This window comes from Micrococcus sp. APC 4021 (assembly GCF_030407635.1).
In the GTDB taxonomy this organism is placed as follows: Bacteria; Actinomycetota; Actinomycetes; order Actinomycetales; family Micrococcaceae; genus Micrococcus; species Micrococcus luteus.
The window spans coordinates 1-16,865 of sequence record NZ_JASDCZ010000045.1; the positions used below are offsets into that span (position 1 = coordinate 1).

Consider the following 16,865-nt stretch of genomic DNA (forward strand, 5'->3'; position numbering starts at 1 on the left):
TGCCGACCCTGCAGACCTGACAGGTACAAGCCCCCTACAACCTCGAAGACGGTTACACCACTTCCAGGGACTTGACCGTTACCTCGTGCAGCACATCGGGAAGATCGAGCCCTACGAGTGGCACCAGTGCAGCGTTCCGACCGCCGCGCACACGCCCGGTATGTACGGCAACGCGTACCACCAGAACGTCGGGTCGCGGGAACTGACCTACGGCCCGGAGACCTCGGCCGAACATGATGCGGAGGGCGCGGTTGCTGAGCTGCTGGGTGGGCTCGCGGTGCGGAGCCCTGACGTGCCGCTGGCGCTGATCGGAGGTGCCGCATGAGCACCGAACGCGATGCGCTCTTCCAGGGGGTCGAGGGGGCCGGAGGCCCCTCGCAAGCAGCCGGGGAGGACATGAGCGCCAGCGAAACGTCCGACACGGCTACTGCTTGCCACTCTGGCGTACAGGTGGAGCAGCAGACCGACTCCCAGGTGAACACCGGTCGGGCTGATGCGGAGGCTGTGCGCCAGAGTCACGGCGGCGCGAAGCGTCGTCGTGGGGGCGGCGGGAGGCTCGACACCCGCTTCGATGACGCCACGCTCGCGGCGCTTCGCACTCGTGCGAAGCGGCTCGGGCTGGCTCCGAGCACGTGGGTGCGGACCGTCGTGCGCGATGCCCTGCACGCCTCTCGGAGCGAGGAGCTGGATGCCGCCGTGGCCGCGCAGCTGCTCGGGGTCGAGGAGCGCGTGCAGGCGTCTGCTGATGCTCGGGAGCTGGCCGCCCAGGTGCGCCCGCTCGCGATCAACGTCAACGACCTGGACCGCCGTGCTCGCGCGGGTGAGCCGGTGGCGCTGTCGGCGGAGGTGCCCGAGCTGATCGAGCTGCTGCACGAGGTCCGCGCGCTGCTCGGGGATCGGGCGGCCTCATGAGCACGACGCATTACAGTCCGAGCGCCAACGCCGCCGACACCGAGCGCTACATCCGGGGCAAGGAGGACGAGCGCGGCGTCGCGATCACGGGCGACGTGCCGGGAGGCCCCGGCGCGTTCTCGGCGCGCGCCCGCGCGCTCACCCAGAACACGAAGCGTGACGTCGAGGCGCTGCACTACAGGCAGTCGTTCAGCGACGACGAGTTCGACCCAAAGAATCCTGAGGACGTGCAGCGGGTGAACGATCTGGGTTACCAGCTCGCGAAGAAGATGCACCCCAACGCGGACTGCCTCGTGGTGAGCCATGTGGACGGACGCGGGAAGAAGCCGCACAACCACATCTTGGTCATCAACCACAGCAATCGGACGGGGAAGGCGCTCTCGGACTATCGCACGTTCCACGACCGCAAGGCCGGGAACCAGCGGGGCGTTCAGTCAGCGAACGACGAGCTCATGCGCGAGCACGGTCTCTCGGTCGTGAAGCGTCTGGAGCACGCGCCGAAGGACTGGGAGCTGCGCCGCGAGGACTTCGCCGAGGGCGGGCTCGACCGCGAGATGGGCGACCGGATGAGCGCCGCCCTGGCTGATCCCCGTGCGGTGGACAAGGCCGGTCTCGAAGCGGTGATCGAGGAGCAGAACCAGCAGCTCGGCGATGACGGGGAGCGGGTGCCGCGGATGCGGTTGCACAGCCCCGTCAGCAAGAAGGGCAAGCGCGCCGGGCAGGAGACCTGGACGCTCTACATCGAGGACCGCCGCGGCGAGTCCGGACGCGCCGAGCGCCGCAAGCGCGCGAGCGCACTCTCGGCGGACTTCACCCCGGAGGGCGCGCAGGCGTTCTTCGACTATCACCAGCAGCAGGAGGAGCAGGAACATGAGCGCAGCGCTCGACAGGCTGAAGCAGCAGAACGCGCAGAGCGGATCGCAGCAGCAGCTCGACAGTCCGGAGACGATGGAGGCGTTGACCTCGATCCTCGCCGCCGTCGAGGCGCAGAACGCGAGGCTCGACCGGCTGGCCGAGCAGCAGAAGAAGCTCGCAGGGTTCGTGAAGGTCATGGACGAGGAGACGACGAGGCGGCTGGAGCGGATCACGGCCTCGGCGTCGACCTCCTCGCCCTCCAGCGACGCGTCCGCGAGGATCGCGAGTATCGAGAGCAGGCTGAACGAGATCGCGAGCACGCTCGGCGAGTTCGCGCAGAGTCTCAACGGCGAGAGCTTGAACGCCGCGTCGCAGAGCTTGGTCGCGGAGGCGCAGAGGAATCACGCGGCTACGGCATCGGCGATTGAGGGGCTCAAGGCGCAGGCCGCGGCGAACCAGAAGCTCGTCAGCCAGGTCGGCGGCGCGGTGCAGCGGATCGAAAAGCGCACCGAGGAGCGAGTCGTGAAGGCCGTCGAACAGGTCGCCGGGGAGGCGTCTGCCACGATCGCGGCAAACCTCGACGCATCGAACGAGCGCGCCGAGCGGATCATCGCTGCCACGGCGAAGCTGGAGGCCCGTCAGCTCTGGTCGGCCGCCGCCGCGATGTGCCTCGCACTCCTGCCGGTGGTGGTGGTCGTCGCCGGGCTCTGGATGGGCATCGCTGGGCTCATCACAGGCGCTCAGTGGGCGCTGGACGTGGACGGTAGCGTGTGGCTCGGGATCGGGCGCTGGCTCGTGATCGCCGCGGGCCTCGCGGCGGCCGGCTACGGGGTCTTCGCGTCCGTCCGCTGGGTTGCTGGCCTCGTGGAGACCTGGAAGGGTCGCGGGATGCCGACGTGGCCGAACTGGCGACGATGACTGGAGCCACTCGAACTACTGACCCCGGTCAGTAGTCGAACGATTGCCGCAGCAGCCGGTCGAGCGACGTCGGTGCCGCCGCAGTCGCCGGAGGACGATCGCCGCTGTGACGGCCACCCCGACTGCGATCCCGGCACCGATGAGCCAAGGGTTGCCGAGGAAACCTCCGATACCTGCGAGGGCTCCGCCCGCGGCGAGGAGAGGCAGGCCGCAGCAGATCAGCAGCGGAAGCGCGCAGCATGCCAACAGGAGCAAGCCCGTCCCAGCACCGACAAGCACGCCCGCGCGATGCGAGTCGTGGTCCTTATCGCCGCTCATCGTCTGTTCCTCTCCCAGCTGAGCGTTCCCCCCGATTGTCTGCGTGCGCGTTCACGCGCAGCACGACAGGAGCGACGGATCGGTGGTGAAGGCCTTGGCGGCGATCCGGATGCCCTCGGCCATGGTCAGGTAGGGGGCCCAGGCGTCGGCGACCTCGGCGACCGTCTTGCCGAGCACGTGGACCCCGGCGGCGGCGAGCTCGCCGGCGTCCTTGGCGACGGCGGTGATGCCGAGAATCTTCCCGGTGTCGGCGTCCACGACGATCTTGACGAAGCCGCGGGTGTCGCGGTTGACCAGTGCGCGGGGCACGTGGTGCAGCGGCAGGACGCGGCAGTCGCAGCGGATCCCGGCGGCGACGACGTCCTTCTCGGTCATCCCGACCGCGCCGATCGCCGGGCCGGTGAACGTCACCCTCGGCAGTCGGGCGTAGTCCACGGCCCGGTCGGCGTCGGCGAACGCGTTCTCGGCGACGAGGGTGCCGTGGTGGGCGGCGACGTAGACGAACTCGGGGTGGCCGGTCACGTCGCCCGCGGCCCAGATCCGCGGGTGGGAGGACTGCATCCGGTCGGAGACGACCACCTCGCCGAGGTCCCCGGTCTCGACCCCGACCCTGTCGAGGCCGAGCCCGTCGGTGACCGGTCGTCGTCCGAGGGCGACGAGCACCTGGTCGGCGCGGAACTCCTCCCGCCCCCCGGCGACGTCCGCGGTGACGACGGCCTGCCCGGTCGCGGCGTCGCGGGACACCCGCGTCGGCAGCGCGCGGCGGACCACCCGGATGCCCTCGTCGGCGAACACCTCCTCCAGCGTCCTGGACACCTCCGGCTCCTCCTTCGACGCGAGCCGGGACCGGACCAGCACGGTGACCTGGGAGCCGAGCCGGGCGAACAGCTGCGCCTGCTCCAGGGCGACGTAGCCGCCGCCGAGCACGAGCAGGGACTCAGGGAGTTCGGTCAGCTCCATCGCCGTGGTCGAGGTCAGGTACCCGGTCTCGTCCAGGCCGTCGATCGGCGGGGCCCACGGCCGAGAGCCGGTCGCCACCAGGAAGTGCCCGGCCTCGATCGTCTCGGTGCTGCCGTCGTCCCCGGCGACCTGGAGGACCGGAGCGTCGGGGGTGCCGGCGAACGCGGCGTCGCCGCGGCGGACGGCCCACCCGTAGGAGTCGGCGACGTCGGCGTACTTCTCGCCCCGCAGCGACTCGACCAGCGCCTGCTTCCCGGCGATCAGGGCGGGCATGTCCACCGGCCCCGCCGTCGTCGCGATCCCCGGGAACCGGTCGGCGGCGTCGGCCGCGGAGTGCCGTGCGTCGGCCGCGGCGATCAGGGCCTTCGACGGCACGCAGCCGGTGTTCACGCAGGTGCCGCCCAGCGTCCCGCGCTCGATCATCACCACCGACTTGCCGAGCGTGGTCGCGCGGATCGCGGCGGCGAACGCACCACCGCCCGATCCGATGATGGCGAGGTCGTACTTCGTGGGCATCGCAGCTCCTGTCAACACTTGGTCTTCCGGTCTGTCTCAGCCATACTGGACCTTCCAGTGCAGGGGAAGGTCAAGAGGACTTCTGCCGAAAGAAGAGGGGGCCTGCGATGCGCATCGGGGAACTCGCCGAGCGGGCGGGAACGACGGCGAAGACGCTGCGGTTCTACGAGGAGCAGGGCCTGCTGCCGCCGGCCGAGCGCACGCCGTCCGGATACCGCGACTACGCGCCCGAGACGGCCGCCCGGATCGACTTCGTCCACCGCGGCCAGGCCGCGGGCCTCACCCTCGCCCAGATCCGCCAGATCCTCGACATCCGCGACGACGGCGCTGCTCCCTGCGAGCACGTGCGCGACCTCCTCGACGCACGCCTCGCCGAGATCGAGCAGCAGATCGCCCAGCTCGCCGCGCTGCGCGACACCATCACCGAGCTCAGACGCGACGCCGCGCAGCCCGACCCCGACTCGTGCAGCGCGGACCAGGTCTGCCGGTACCTGTAAACGGCAGAGCCGGTCGCACCAACGCCACAAGCCCGACATGCGCTATGAGAACCCCCTGTACATGGCCGAGGCCGCGGCCACCACGGACCTCATCTCCGGCGGCCGGCTCGAGCTCGGCGTCTCCCGCGGCTCACCCGAGGCCGCCCTCGACGGCCAGGCGCAGTTCGGCTACGCCCTCGACGAGGGGCAGACCTGGGCCGACGTGACCCGAGAGCGCGGACGCCGGTTCCTCTCGGCCGTGCGCGGCGAGGGCATCGCAACGCCGGACCTCACCTCCGGCTGGGCGCACAGCTCGCAGCCGCTGCGGATCGGGCCGCACTCCCCCGGGCTCGCGGACCGCATCTGGTGGGGGTCGGGGTCCACGCCGTCGGCGGTCGAGGCGGGGCGGGATGGCTACAACATGCTCTCCTCCACCCTGCTCCTGCAGGACGACGGCCGACCCTTCCACGTGCAGCAGGCCGACCAGATCGCCCGCTACCGGGAGGCCTTCGCCGCGGCCGGCCACACGGGCCCGGGCCGCACGGCGGTCACGCGCTCCGCGTTCGTCATCCAGGACCGGGAGGACGAGCTGTACTTCGGCCGGGAGCGGGCTTCGCGCGACTCCTCCGGCATGCTCGAGGGCGGCGCCGCCCGCTCCGGCCCGACCTATGCCGGGTCCGCCGAGGAGGTCGCGGAGAAGCTCGCCGCCGACGACGCCGTCGCCGCCGCCGACTGGGTCCTGTTCGCCAACCCCAACCAGCTCGGGGTCGAGTACAACGCGAAGATCTTCGCCGGCTGGGCGGAGGTCTGGCGCCTGCTCGGCTGGGATGCATGAGCGAGGCCCCGCCGCACCTCCCGACCGCCGACGACGGCGTCGCCCGAGCCCGTCGCGCGCGCTGGGCCGTCACCGCCGCCTTCGCGACGAACGGCGCCCTGCTCGGCGCGCTCATCCCGCACTACCCGGAGGCCAAGGCCGCGTTCGGCCTGGACCCGGCCGCGTTCGGCCTGCTCGTCATCGCGCTCGCCGTGGGCGGCACGCTCGCCGGGCCCCTGCCCGCCCCGATCCTGCGCCGGTTCGGCGCCCGCCGCGTCATGCTCGCCGGCAGCGTGGCCATCGCCCTGCTCACGACGGCGGCCGGTCTCGTCCTCGACATCGCCGGGGCGGGCGCGGGGGCCGGGCACGGTGCGGGCACGGCCGCGGCCTGGCCGCTGTGGGTCTTCGCGGGCCTCGTCGTGGCCTCGGGCGTGCTCGACGCCGTCGTGGACACCGCCCAGAACGCGCAGGGCCTGCAGGTGTAGACCCGGCTGGCCCGGCCCGTGCTCACGACCATGCACGCCGGCTGGAGCCTCGGAGCGGCCGCCGGTGCCGGGCTCGGTTCGGCGGTCATCACCGTGGGCGGCCCCGCGGCCCTGCACCTGGGGCTCAACGGCGCCGTGTGCGTCGCGGTGCTGCTGGGGGTCCGGCGCCTGTTCCTGGCGGAGGCTCCCGTGGACTCGGCGTCCGCCCGCGGCGCCGCGGATCAGTCACCCGCACCGTCGGAGACGTCCACGCCGCCTGCCCCGGCCGCCCAAGCCCTCCCCCGCCGCGCCGCCGTGGCCGTGCTCGTCCCCGCCGTGGTGATCGCGATGGCCGGGTTCGGCGTGGAGGAGTTCGGCAACGCGTGGGCCACCCTGTTCCTGATCACGGAGCGCGGCCTGGATCCGGCCGCGGCGGTGCTCGGCGCGTCGACGCTGCTGGGCGCGCAGTTCGTCGGACGCCTCGCGGGCGACCGCACCCTCGCCGCCCTGGGACGCCGCGGGGCGCTGACGGCGGGGCTGGGCGCCGTCGTCGTGGGGCTGGGGCTGGCCCTGGCGCCGCTGCCCGAGCCGGTGGTCGTGCCTGCCGCGTTCGCGGGGCTGGCCCTGGCGGGGCTCGGCTGCGCCGTGGTGGTGCCCGTGGCCTATGCGCTCGGCGACGAGGCGCCCGGGCTCCGGCCGCAGACCGGGCTGGCGGTGACGAGCTGGTGCATGCGGCTGGCCGGGGTTGGGCTCAGCCCGGCGGTCGGGGCGCTGGCCGGCGCCGTCGGTCTTGCACCGGCGCTGACGGTGTTCCTGGGCCTGGCCGCCGTCGGGGCGGTGCTCGCCGCCCGGCTGCCCGCCGCCCCGTAGGAACCGCTCAGTCGTCGTCGACCTCGCCGGCGAGGGCCTGGGCCGCCAGGTGCTCCTCGGTCGCGGCCTCCCAGATCTCCTTGGCGGCGGAGCCGTTGAGCAGCACGAGAAGCACGCCCACGATGATGTCCGCCCAGCCCGACGCCGTCAGCACCGTGATCCCGGACAGGGCGATCAGCACGACGCCGGCCACGAGGTCGTTGCGCGCCGCGAGCCAGGCCGCCCGGGTGAGGGAGCCGCCGTCGACGCGGACGCGGGCCAGCAGGACCACGCACACGATGTTCACGAGGAGCGAGCCGACGGCCGCCCCCAGCAGCACGCCCGCGGCCGGCGGCTCGGGGTCGCCGATCTTCGTGGCCGCCATGACGAGCGCCGCCACGGCCGGCAGCACGATGATCCCGGCCATGACCTTGCCGATGACCGCCTGCCGGGCCGCCGTCCACCCGAGCGCCACGAAGATCAGCAGGTTGACGGCGAAGTCCTCGAAGAAGTCGACGGAGTCCGCCACGAGGGCCACCGAGCCGATCCCCACCGCCAGGATGATCTCGACCACCAGGTAGGCGCCGTTGAGCAGGGCCACCGCCAGGACGGTGCCCCGCAGGGTGCGGGTGCGCCGGCGGTCCGCTACGGCCGCCCGGTTCACGCGCCCGGCGCGTCGTCCACGAACACGTACGTGTCCACCAGCGTCCGCGCCGCGTTGCCGCCGATGAGCCCGTCCACGATCCGCTCCAGCGGGGCCATCGCCTCGTCCACCTCGATCTGCACGGGGTACTGGGCCACGAGCAGGGCGAGCAGGTCGGCCACGGCCTGCAGCGCGTCCTCCTCCCCCAGCTCCGGATCCCAGCCCACGAGCACATCGGCCGGCGCGTCCTGGCGCTCCGGGGTGTAGGACACCGCGAACGCGCGGATGCGCCCGCCCTCGGCCTTCGGCGCGTCGCGGAGCACGACGGCGCCCGCGGCCCCGGTGGCCGGGCCCAGCAGCAGCTGCTGGGCGGCCCCGACGCTCAGGGTCGACGGGTCCCAGGCGTGCACGGCGTCATAGAACGCGGTGACCGCCTGCGTCAGCTCGACGGAGCCGGTCGAGGCCTCCTCGAGGACCACGCCGTCCGGGTGCTCCTCCCCGCGCACGTCCGGCAGGCCGATGGCCCCCGGGGCGATCGCGACGCGGCGGGAGCGCTGCACGGGGGTGAAGCCCTCGGCCACGAGGAACGCCTCGGTGCCGGCGGCCAGTGCGGCGGTCTGGGACCGCACGGCCTCCGTGTCCACGGGCGGCTGGCCGGCCGGGCCCTCGGCGTCGGTCTGCGGGTCGGCACCGCTCACGCCGGGCACCAGGGCGTCCTTGGCGAATCGGGCCTTCAGCGCGGTCGTCGGGATGGCGCCGGCGGCGTGCGCCTCCGCGGCGAGCCCCCGCAGGGCCGCCACGAGCGCCCGGCCGATGCCCCGGCGCCGCTCGGCGGCCGCGGTCTCGACGTACAGCCACAGCCGCCGCGGGTGCACGGACGAGGCATAGACGACGCCGGCCGCCACCGGCACGCCGGCGGCCTCGGCCACGAGCGCGCGGCGCCAGGGCCGTTCCGCGTCCTCGGCGAGCATCGCCCGGTCCTGGTGCTGCTGCGCGTTGGCCGGGTCACCCCACACCTCGAGCAGGGCCAGGTCGTCCCCGGGCCGCCAGGGACGCAGCACGATCTCCCCGCCGGCGACCGCGGCGGAGTCGAACAGCGCGCCGCCGTCGTCGTGTCCCGCGGCCCCGGCCGCTCCCGTCACGTCCCCGCTCACTTGACCAGGCGCTCCAGCAGGTAGGACTTCACCTGGGACAGCGCCACGCGCTCCTGGGCCATGGTGTCCCGCTCGCGGATGGTCACGGCCTGGTCCTCGAGGGTGTCGAAGTCGACGGTGATGCAGAACGGGGTGCCGATCTCGTCCTGGCGGCGGTAGCGACGGCCGATCGCGCCGGAGTCGTCCGTCTCGATGTTCCACAGGCCGCGCAGCTCCGCCGCGAGGGACTGGGTGGCCGGCTGCAGCTCGGGCTTCTTCGACAGCGGGAGCACGGCGGCCTTGACCGGGGCCAGGCGCGGGTCCAGCTTGAGCACGGTGCGCACGTCCACGCCGCCCTTGGCGTTCGGGGCCTCGTCCTCGGCGTAGGCGTCCACGAGGAACGCCATCATGGCGCGGGTCAGGCCGAAGGACGGCTCGATCACGTACGGGGTGTAGTGCTCGTTGTTGGCCTGGTCGAAGTACTGCATCTTCGTGCCGGAGTGCGTCGTGTGCTGGCCCAGGTCGTAGTCGGTGCGGTTCGCGATGCCCATCAGCTCGCCCCAGCCGTCGCCGCCGGTGAAGCCGAAGTCGTACTCGAGGTCGATGGTGCCGTCCGAATAGTGCGCACGGTCCTCCGCGGGGACGTCGAACTTCCGCAGGTGCGCGGGGTCGATGCCGAGGTCGATGAACCAGTCCCAGCAGTCCTCGACCCAGCGGTCGAAGTGCTGTTTCGCCTCGGCCGGCGGCACGAAGTACTCGATCTCCATCTGCTCGAACTCGCGGGTGCGGAAGATGAAGTTGCCCGGGGTGATCTCGTTGCGGAACGCCTTGCCGATCTGGCCGATGCCGAACGGCGGCTTCTTCCGGGCCGCGCCCAGCACGTTGAGGAAGTTCACGAAGATGCCCTGCGCCGTCTCCGGGCGCATGTAGTGCAGGCCCTCCTCGTTGTCCACGGGGCCGAGGTAGGTCTTGACCAGGCCCGAGAACAGCTGCGGCTCGGTCCAGGCGCCCTGGGTGCCGCAGTCCGGGCACACGATCTCGGCCATGCCCTCGGCCGGCCGGCCCTTCTTGGCCTCGAACGCCTCGAGCAGGTGGTCCTGGCGGTGGCGCCTGTGGCACTGGGTGCACTCCACGAGCGGGTCGGTGAAGGTCTCGACGTGGCCGGAGGCCTCCCACACCGCGCGCGGCAGGATGATGGAGGAGTCCAGGCCCACCATGTCCTCGCGGGAGCGCACGAAGGTCTTCCACCATTCCGCCTTGATGTTCTCCTTCAGCTCCACACCCAGGGGCCCGTAGTCCCACGCGGAGCGCGAACCGCCGTAGATCTCACCGGCCTGGAACACGAAGCCTCGGCGCTTGGCGAGGTTGATGACGTTGTCCAGCGGGGACTTGGCAGCCATGGGGGCATCACTTCCGTACTCATCGGCGGGGCGGGAGGGGATCACGACGACGACGGCACCCGGCCGCCTTCGACGCGGCGGGCCCGTTCCGGCGCGGCGCGCCGGTCGATCCCGTCCAGCCTACCGGCCATGATGGACACCATGACCGAGACGAACGCACCCGACGCCCAGCCCCTGCCCATCCGTGACGAGTCCATCCGCCTCGGCCAGGCGCTCAAGCTCGCCTCCCTCGTGGAGGACGGGGCCATGGCCCGCGACGTCGTCACCGACGGGCTCGTCACCGTCAACGGCGCGGTGGAGACGCGCCGCGGCGCCCAGCTGCACGACGGGGACGTCGTCGAGTTCAACGGCGAGGCGTTCGTCGTCCAGGCCGGGCAGGCCTGAGCCGACGCCCCGTCGGGCGGCCGCGGCGCCGTCGTCGAGCGTGTCCGGTGCGTCAGCCGCGGGGCGGCACCATGTGGGCGAGGTACTCCTTCACGTGGCCCAGCTCCTGCTCGTTGATCGCGTGGCCGAGCCCGGCGTAGACGATCTTCATGAGGTCCACGTGGGCGTTCAGCCAGGCGTGGGTCTCCTCGACCCGGGGCTCGGAGATGATCGGGTCCTCCTGGCCGCGGCCCCAGAAGACCTTCGGTCGGACGCGGGCGACGTCGTCGTCGCGGGTGAACAGCTCGCGCAGCCGCGGCTCGGTGAGCTCCGGGTCCACCACGAAGCCGGACAGCGCCACGGTGCACGCGTAGGCCTCCGGGTCCAGGCGCAGCAGCGACGTGGCCATCGCCATGCCCTGCGAAAAGCCCAGCAGGGAGACGGTGCGGAAGTCCCCGCGCACGGCCTGCACCCAGGCGTGCAGGGCCTCGACGGCCTCGCGGACCGGCTCGGCGGTGGAGCCCAGCTCGCCCGTGACGGGGTCCTGGGAGAGCGGGAACCAGGCGTGGGAGCCCGGCTGCAGGGGCAGGGGCGCGCGCACGGCGGCCACCGTGAAGTGCTCGGGCAGGTGCGGGACGAGGCCGAACAGGTCGTCCTCGTTCGCGCCGTAGCCGTGCAGGACGATCAGCAGGTCCTCGGTGCGCTCGCCCTCGGGGCGGGACCAGCGGACGACGGGCTCGACGGCGGGGGTGGGGTTCGCGTTCACGCCCGCCAGCCTAGCGAGCGGCGCGGTCACCCCACCCGGCGGTTGACCCCTCCCGCGCGACGCGGGCAGAATCCTACCCGTGGGCAACCCATCCTCCTCCCAGCCTCCGCACGCCTCCGACGCGACCCCGGTCGACGACCCCGCCGCCCATCCGTGGCGCCGCTACGTCGCCATCGGGGACTCGTTCTCCGAGGGCATCGGCGACCCGGACCCGGACCGCCCCGGCTACCACCGCGGCTGGGCCGACCGCCTGGCGGAGGAGCTCTCCCGCCTGACGCCGCCCGGTGAGGACCTGGCCTACGCCAACCTGGCGGTCCGCGGGAAGCTGCTGGACCAGATCGCCGAGGACCAGGTGGAGCCGGCGCTCGCCCTGCGGCCGGACCTCATCAGCGTGTGTGCGGGCGGCAACGACATCCTGCGCGGCGCGGACCCGGACGAGATCGCGGTCCGGTTGGACGCCGTCGTCGAACGCCTGGCCTCCGACGGCGCCACCGTGCTGCTGTTCAACGCGACCGACGTGAAGGGCACGCCCGTCATCGGCCGCATCCGCGGCACCGTGGCGATCTACAACGAGAACGTGCGCACCATCGCGCTGCGGCACGACGCGCTGGTGCCGGACATGTGGTCGCTCAAGGACCTCGCCCGGCGGGAGATGTGGGCCGAGGACCGCCTGCACTTCTCTGCGCTCGGCCACCACACGATCGCCGCGATGGTGCTGGACACCCTCGGCGTGGAGCACGGCCTCGAGCACCTGCGCCTCTCCCCGCCGGCGCCGCGCACGTGGCGCGCGGCCCGCGCGTCGGACGCCGCATGGGTGCGCACGCACCTGGCGCCGTGGGTGGTCCGCCGCCTCCGCGGCGTCTCCTCCGGCGACGGCGTCACGGCCAAGCGCCCCGTCCCCGAGCCGCTCTTCGGCGCGCCGATGCCGCAGGGCTCGGACCACACCGAGCCGCTGGACATCGTCGAGCCCTGAGCCCGGCCGGCGGGGACCGGTGGCCGTTTCCCGAACGACAGTGCCGCGACACGCCGCCGTTTCCCGAACGAAAGCTCAGAGGGCGAGGGTGCGCTTGAGCGTGTCGGCCACCTGGCCGTATTCGGTGAGGAAGCCGTCGTGGCCGATGGGCGAGGCGATCGTGTGCACCGGCGGCCGCGCGGGCAGCGCCGCCGCGAGCGCCTCGGACTCGGCCGGCAGGTAGAGCCGGTCCGAGTCGACGGCGGCCACGAACGCCCGGCCCCGGTAGTCCGCGAGCGCCGCCGCCACGCCGCCGCGCCCCCGCCCGACGTCGTGGCCCATGAGGGCCTCGGTGACCACGAGGTAGGAGTTCGCGTCGAACCGGTCGGTGAGCTTGGCCGCCTGGTGGTCCAGGTAGGACTCCACGGCGTAGCGCCCGCGCCCGCCCGGCACCCCGACGACGGCGCCGAACGGGTCCTCGACGCCCTGCGGTTCCCGGCCGAACCGCTGGCCGAGCTCGCCCGCCGTGCGGTAGGTGGTGTGGGCGATGCGCCGGGCGATGCCCAGGCCGGCCACGGGGCCGGGGCCGGGGTAGTAGTCGCCGCCCTGGAAGTCCGGGTCGAGGCGGATGGCCGCGGTCTGCGCCTGCCCCCACGCGATCTGGTCGGCGGAGGAGGCCGCGGTGGCGGCCAGCACGCCCACCCCGGCGACGCGCGCGGGGTGGGTCGCGGCCCACTCGAGGGCGCGAGCCCCGCCCATCGATCCGCCGATCACGGCACGCCAGGCGCCGATCCCGAGGTGGTCGGCCAGGCGCCGCTCGGCCTCGACCGCGTCCCGCAGCGTGAGGAACGGGAACCGGGAGCCCCAGGGCCGCCCGTCGGGCGCGGGCGTCGAGGGCCCGGTGGAGCCGTGGCAGCCGCCGATCATGGCGGGGGCGACCACGAACCACCGGTCCGTGTCCACGGCGCGGCCCGGGCCGACGAGGGCGTCCCACCAGCCCGGCGTCGGGTCCTCCTCGTGCGCGGCCACGTGCGCGTCGCCGGTGAGGGCGTGCAGCACGAGCACGGCGTTGGAGCCGTCGGCGGCGAGGGTGCCCCAGGTCTCGTAGGTCAGCTCGACGTCGGGCAGCAGCCCGCCGGTCTCGGTGTGCAGCTCGCCGACCCGCAGGCGGTGGCGGCCGCCGCGGGGCAGCGCGGTGCGCGACGGACGCGTGGCGACGGCGGTCATGCCCGCTCCCCCGCGTCGTCGTCGCCGCGGCGGGCGGCGGCCGCGAAGCCGCGTTCGAGGTCGGCGAGGATGTCCTCGATGTCCTCCACGCCGAGCGAGAGCCGCACCAGGCCGGGGGTGACGCCGGCGGCGCGCTGCTCGTCGTCGGTGAGCTGGGAGTGGGTGGTGGAGGCCGGGTGCACCACGAGCGAGCGGACGTCGCCGATGTTGGCCACGTGGTGGTGCAGGGTGAGCCCGTCCACGAACGCGGCCCCGGCCTCGCGGCCGCCCGCGATCTCGAAGGAGACGAACGCGCCCGCGCCCTTCGGCAGGTAGCGCTGGGCCCGCTCGTGCCACGGGCTGGACTCCAGGCCGGCGTAGACCACGTGCTCGGCGTCGTCGCGACCCTCCAGCCAGCGCGCCACCGCGGCCGCGTTGGCCACCTGCCGCTCCATGCGCAGGGACAGGGTCTCCAGGCCGAGGTTCACCAGGAACGCGTTGAACGGGGAGATGGCCGAGCCGTAGTCGCGCAGCAGCTGCACGCGCGCCTTGAGGATGAAGGCCAGGTTGGCGCCGAGCGGCGAGCCCACCCCGAGGTCCCGCGCGTAGACGAGGCCGTGGTAGGACTCGTCCGGCTCGTTGAAGCCGGGGTACCGCTCGGCGTGCTGCGCGTAGTCGAACGTGCCGGCGTCGACGATCACGCCCGCGATGGCCGCGGCGTGCCCGCCGAGGTACTTCGTGGCGGAGTGGGTGACGACGTCGGCGCCGTGCTCGATGGGCCGCAGCAGGTACGGGGTGGCCAGCGTGTTGTCCACGATCAGCGGCACGCCGGCCTCGTGGGCGGCGTCGGCGACGGCGCGCACGTCCAGGACGTCCCCGCGCGGGTTGCCGAGGGTCTCGCCGAAGAACGCCGTGGTGTTCGGCCGGACGGCGGCGCGCCAGGACTCGAGGTCGTCCGGGTCGGTCACGAACGTCGTCTCGACGCCGACCTTGGCGAGGGTGTGCTTGAACAGGTTCTGCGTGCCGCCGTAGAGGCTGGCCGAGGCGACCACGTGGTCGCCGGCGCCGGCGAGGTTGAGGATCGCGAACGTCGTCGCCGCCTGACCGGAGGCCAGCAGCAGCGCGCCCACACCGCCCTCGAGCGCGGCGATCTTCTCCTCCACCGGGCCCTGCGTCGGGTTGCCGATGCGGGTGTAGAGCGGGTCGAGGTCCTTGAGCGCGAACCGGTCCGCGGCCACCTGGGCGGACGGGAAGTCGTACGAGGTGGTCTGGAAGATCGGCAGGGCGGTCGCACCGAAGGCGTGCTGGCCGACGGCGACGCCTGCGTGGACCTGCGCGGTGGAGAAGCCCCAGGCGTCGGGGGTCGGGGTGGTCTGGTCGGTCATGGCGGACCCTCCTGAGGGGTTCAGGGGCCGGACCCGGCCGCCCCGCCCGCCGGCCGACGTGCCGATCCGGGAACCGGCGTCGTCGAGGTGCCGGAGATGACCCGGCGCCGTCGAGAGGGGCCGTGGGATCGGCCCGCGCTTGCCGGCGTCCGTTGTGGGGCCGGCCTGGTCGTCACCCGGGGCACCCCACCGCGGAAGGAGGGTTGCCGGTCAGCATGCCGGGGCCTGTTGCTGACTCTCGTGACCGTGCCTCCGAGTGTAGCCCGCCGCCCCGCCACGATTTCGTCACGCGTGTCACCCGCGGATACGCTCTCCGCACGGGGCGCCCGACCCGTCAAGGGCTCGACGCCCCGCGACTCGCACCAGGTCAACCCCCGGGGCAGCCCGGGAACGGAGAGGAACAGCGCAGTGCACACCTGTCGCATGGACCACGTGTCCTACGCCGCCGGCCCCGAGGGCCTGGACGCCACGGTCGCCCGCATCGCCGAGACGCTGGGCATCGAGCGGATCAAGGGCGGTGTCCACCCCCGCTTCGGCACGCAGAACGCCCTGTTCCCCATGGCGGGCAGGCAGTATCTGGAGGTCGTCGAGGCCCTGGACCACCCGGCCTCCCTCAGCGCGCCGTTCGGCCAGCTCGTGCGCGCCCGCACCGAGCAGGGCGGCGGCTGGATGAGCTGGGCGGTGGCCACCACGGACATCGGCCGGTTCGAGCGCCGCCTCGGCCGTGAGGCCGTCCCCGGCAACCGTCGCTTCCCGGACGGCCGGGAGCTGTCCTGGCGGCAGATCGGCGTCAAGGGAACCCTCGCGGACCCGCAGCTGCCGTTCATCCTGCGCTGGGCCGACGGTCAGGAGGACATGCACCCCTCGCAGGCGGCCGAGCCGCAGGCCACCATCGAGCGCCTGAACATCGCCGGCTCCCCCGAGCGCCTCGCCGAGTGGCTCGGCGACGACGAGGACGGCCAGGTCCAGGACGTGAACATCGAGTACGTCGCGCCCTCCGGCACCCCGGGCATCGTCTCGGTCACCTTCCGCACCCCGAAGGGCGAGGTCACGCTCTGAGCGCGGGGGCGGGGCCGCTCAGCCGAGCAGCCCCGCCCGCGCCAGCAGCGGGTAGCCGACGAACCCGACGGCGTCCAGCAGCGTGTGCGCGATGACCAGCGGCATCACCCGGCGCACCCGCAGGAACACGAGCGCGAACACCACACCCATCAGGGCGTTGCCCACGCCCGGCCCGATCCCCTGGTACAGGTGGTACGCCCCGCGCAGCAGCGCGAGGGCGAGCACGACGACGGCCACGCGGGTCGGCAGGAACAGCCCCTCGGCGCTCGCCCACGACGACGGCACGGCCGGCGCCGGATCGCGTGCCAGGCCCGCGGCGCGCAGCCGCTGCAGATACCCGAGGCGGTCGACGAGCCAGGCGCCCACGATGACCTCCTCCAGCAGTCCGTGCCGCAGCGCGGAGAGCAGCAGGACCGGCACCTGGTACCAGCTCTCCCCGAGCGCCGAGCCGACGATCGCCGTCGTGATCCCCAGGGCCCGGCCGGCGGCGTAGACGCCGAGCGTGCCCAGCCCGATGGCCGCGAACAGGCCCAGGCCCCAGGCCAAGTCGCGGCCGGGGCGGCGCAGGTCGAGGCCGAGCACCCGGAACGGGTTCCGGCCGCGCAGGTGCATCAGGTGCAGCACGAGGGCCACCGGCACGAGCGCGAACCCGATGCCGAGCAGCTGATAGGTCAGGTCGAAGGCCCAGCGGTCGGCCAGGGCCGGGTTGAGGACGGTGGTCTGCTCGCCGAGCGGGGCCTGGGTGGCCTTGTCGATGAGCTGGACGATCGCATAGACCGCCGACTTCCCCAGGGAGAGGCCGAGGACGATCGCGATCTCCCACCGCACCGTGCGCGCGGACGGGGCGGGCAGCGCGCACGGTGCGGTGGGAGATCG

At 73.3% G+C, this 16,865-nt stretch carries 18 protein-coding genes, 1 pseudogene and 1 riboswitch; of the genes and pseudogenes, 11 read left to right on the top strand and 8 right to left on the bottom strand.

Features of this window, described 5'->3' with window-relative positions; genetic code table 11:
- The 4 genes and pseudogenes from QL983_RS05765 to QL983_RS05780 form a co-directional block, all read left to right on the top strand.
- A pseudogene (locus QL983_RS05765) lies at positions 1–325 on the top strand (hypothetical protein); the annotation flags it as partial.
- On the top strand, positions 322–912 hold the full coding sequence (locus QL983_RS05770) for a hypothetical protein (protein ID WP_010079211.1): 591 nt from the start codon (positions 322–324) through the stop codon (positions 910–912). The pseudogene QL983_RS05765 and the gene QL983_RS05770, both read left to right, overlap by 4 nt.
- On the top strand, positions 909–2,195 hold the full coding sequence (locus tag QL983_RS05775) for a relaxase/mobilization nuclease domain-containing protein (protein WP_024034594.1): 1,287 nt from the start codon (positions 909–911) through the stop codon (positions 2,193–2,195). Before QL983_RS05770 ends, QL983_RS05775 begins: the two co-directional genes overlap by 4 nt.
- Positions 2,146–2,685, top strand: a complete 540-nt coding sequence (locus QL983_RS05780) for a hypothetical protein (protein WP_080555874.1) — start codon at positions 2,146–2,148, stop codon at positions 2,683–2,685. The genes QL983_RS05775 and QL983_RS05780 overlap by 50 nt, the downstream gene beginning before the upstream one ends.
- 369 nt (positions 2,686–3,054) lie before the next feature.
- Here the strand turns inward: QL983_RS05780 and merA are convergent, their stop codons facing one another.
- On the bottom strand, positions 3,055–4,479 hold the full coding sequence (merA, locus tag QL983_RS05785) for a mercury(II) reductase (RefSeq protein ID WP_010079213.1): 1,425 nt from the start codon (positions 4,477–4,479) through the stop codon (positions 3,055–3,057).
- A 107-nt stretch (positions 4,480–4,586) separates the two neighbouring features.
- Here merA and QL983_RS05790 point away from each other — a divergent pair, with 107 nt between their 5' ends.
- Genes QL983_RS05790 through QL983_RS05805 form a run of 4 tightly spaced genes read left to right on the top strand, consistent with a single transcriptional unit; the run spans position 4,587 to position 7,103 of the window.
- Positions 4,587–4,976 (top strand): heavy metal-responsive transcriptional regulator, encoded by a 390-nt coding sequence (locus tag QL983_RS05790; RefSeq protein WP_010079214.1) that lies wholly within the window; start codon positions 4,587–4,589, stop codon positions 4,974–4,976.
- Positions 4,977–5,013: 37 nt separating this feature from the next.
- On the top strand, positions 5,014–5,790 hold the full coding sequence (locus tag QL983_RS05795) for an LLM class flavin-dependent oxidoreductase (protein ID WP_101967288.1): 777 nt from the start codon (positions 5,014–5,016) through the stop codon (positions 5,788–5,790).
- The gene (locus tag QL983_RS05800; RefSeq protein WP_223247516.1) at positions 5,787–6,254 is read left to right on the top strand and encodes a hypothetical protein; all 468 of its coding nucleotides are present in this window, start codon (positions 5,787–5,789) and stop codon (positions 6,252–6,254) included. Before QL983_RS05795 ends, QL983_RS05800 begins: the two co-directional genes overlap by 4 nt.
- 18 nt (positions 6,255–6,272) lie before the next feature.
- Positions 6,273–7,103, top strand: a complete 831-nt coding sequence (locus QL983_RS05805; protein WP_290151780.1) for an MFS transporter — start codon at positions 6,273–6,275, stop codon at positions 7,101–7,103.
- Positions 7,104–7,110: 7 nt separating this feature from the next.
- Here QL983_RS05805 and QL983_RS05810 read toward each other — a convergent pair whose 3' ends face one another.
- The 3 genes from QL983_RS05810 to QL983_RS05820 are packed head-to-tail and all read right to left on the bottom strand — an operon-like array spanning position 7,111 to position 10,258.
- Positions 7,111–7,746, bottom strand: a complete 636-nt coding sequence (locus tag QL983_RS05810; RefSeq protein WP_041103529.1) for a cation transporter — start codon at positions 7,744–7,746, stop codon at positions 7,111–7,113.
- Positions 7,743–8,879 carry a GNAT family N-acetyltransferase gene (locus tag QL983_RS05815; RefSeq protein ID WP_122054121.1) on the bottom strand — a complete coding sequence of 379 codons (1,137 nt, stop codon included), beginning with the start codon at positions 8,877–8,879 and terminating at the stop codon, positions 7,743–7,745. Before QL983_RS05815 ends, QL983_RS05810 begins: the two co-directional genes overlap by 4 nt.
- Complete coding sequence (locus tag QL983_RS05820) at positions 8,876–10,258, bottom strand: glycine--tRNA ligase (RefSeq protein ID WP_122054119.1); 1,383 nt, start codon at positions 10,256–10,258, stop codon at positions 8,876–8,878. Before QL983_RS05820 ends, QL983_RS05815 begins: the two co-directional genes overlap by 4 nt.
- A 141-nt stretch (positions 10,259–10,399) precedes the next feature.
- Here QL983_RS05820 and QL983_RS05825 point away from each other — a divergent pair, with 141 nt between their 5' ends.
- Positions 10,400–10,642, top strand: coding sequence for an RNA-binding S4 domain-containing protein (locus tag QL983_RS05825; protein WP_101967289.1), 243 nt, complete (start codon positions 10,400–10,402; stop codon positions 10,640–10,642).
- Positions 10,643–10,694: 52 nt separating this feature from the next.
- Here the strand turns inward: QL983_RS05825 and QL983_RS05830 are convergent, their stop codons facing one another.
- Positions 10,695–11,387 carry a phospholipase gene (locus tag QL983_RS05830; RefSeq protein ID WP_101967290.1) on the bottom strand — a complete coding sequence of 231 codons (693 nt, stop codon included), beginning with the start codon at positions 11,385–11,387 and terminating at the stop codon, positions 10,695–10,697.
- Between the two features lie 79 nt (positions 11,388–11,466).
- On the opposite strand from QL983_RS05830, the gene QL983_RS05835 reads away from it, so the two are divergent.
- Positions 11,467–12,360 carry an SGNH/GDSL hydrolase family protein gene (locus QL983_RS05835; protein ID WP_041103533.1) on the top strand — a complete coding sequence of 298 codons (894 nt, stop codon included), beginning with the start codon at positions 11,467–11,469 and terminating at the stop codon, positions 12,358–12,360.
- A 75-nt stretch (positions 12,361–12,435) separates the two neighbouring features.
- Here QL983_RS05835 and QL983_RS05840 read toward each other — a convergent pair whose 3' ends face one another.
- Positions 12,436–13,566, bottom strand: coding sequence for a homoserine O-acetyltransferase (locus tag QL983_RS05840; RefSeq protein ID WP_044659693.1), 1,131 nt, complete (start codon positions 13,564–13,566; stop codon positions 12,436–12,438).
- Complete coding sequence (locus QL983_RS05845; RefSeq protein WP_044659694.1) at positions 13,563–14,930, bottom strand: PLP-dependent transferase; 1,368 nt, start codon at positions 14,928–14,930, stop codon at positions 13,563–13,565. The genes QL983_RS05840 and QL983_RS05845 overlap by 4 nt, the downstream gene beginning before the upstream one ends.
- Positions 14,931–15,060: 130 nt before the next feature.
- Positions 15,061–15,176: riboswitch (SAM riboswitch) on the bottom strand.
- A 177-nt stretch (positions 15,177–15,353) separates the two neighbouring features.
- Here QL983_RS05845 and QL983_RS05850 point away from each other — a divergent pair.
- Positions 15,354–15,989: a VOC family protein gene (locus QL983_RS05850; RefSeq protein ID WP_078025700.1), complete on the top strand. Its 636-nt coding sequence runs from the start codon at positions 15,354–15,356 to the stop codon at positions 15,987–15,989.
- 18 nt (positions 15,990–16,007) lie between these two features.
- Here the strand turns inward: QL983_RS05850 and QL983_RS05855 are convergent, their stop codons facing one another.
- Entirely contained in the window at positions 16,008–16,841 is an 834-nt protein-coding gene (locus QL983_RS05855) for a CPBP family intramembrane glutamic endopeptidase (protein WP_290151798.1), read from the bottom strand.
- Between the last annotated feature and the right edge of the window lie 24 nt (positions 16,842–16,865).

Coding starts and splice junctions, on each gene's coding strand:
- QL983_RS05770 (WP_010079211.1), top strand. CDS start 322: ATGAGCACCGAACGCGATGCGCTCTTCCAGGGGGTCGAGGGGGCCGGA.
- QL983_RS05775 (WP_024034594.1), top strand. CDS start 909: ATGAGCACGACGCATTACAGTCCGAGCGCCAACGCCGCCGACACCGAG.
- merA (WP_010079213.1), bottom strand. CDS start 4,479: ATGCCCACGAAGTACGACCTCGCCATCATCGGATCGGGCGGTGGTGCG.
- QL983_RS05790 (WP_010079214.1), top strand. CDS start 4,587: ATGCGCATCGGGGAACTCGCCGAGCGGGCGGGAACGACGGCGAAGACG.
- QL983_RS05795 (WP_101967288.1), top strand. CDS start 5,014: ATGCGCTATGAGAACCCCCTGTACATGGCCGAGGCCGCGGCCACCACG.
- QL983_RS05800 (WP_223247516.1), top strand. CDS start 5,787: ATGAGCGAGGCCCCGCCGCACCTCCCGACCGCCGACGACGGCGTCGCC.
- QL983_RS05820 (WP_122054119.1), bottom strand. CDS start 10,258: ATGGCTGCCAAGTCCCCGCTGGACAACGTCATCAACCTCGCCAAGCGC.
- QL983_RS05825 (WP_101967289.1), top strand. CDS start 10,400: ATGACCGAGACGAACGCACCCGACGCCCAGCCCCTGCCCATCCGTGAC.
- QL983_RS05840 (WP_044659693.1), bottom strand. CDS start 13,566: ATGACCGCCGTCGCCACGCGTCCGTCGCGCACCGCGCTGCCCCGCGGC.
- QL983_RS05845 (WP_044659694.1), bottom strand. CDS start 14,930: ATGACCGACCAGACCACCCCGACCCCCGACGCCTGGGGCTTCTCCACC.
- QL983_RS05850 (WP_078025700.1), top strand. CDS start 15,354: ATGGACCACGTGTCCTACGCCGCCGGCCCCGAGGGCCTGGACGCCACG.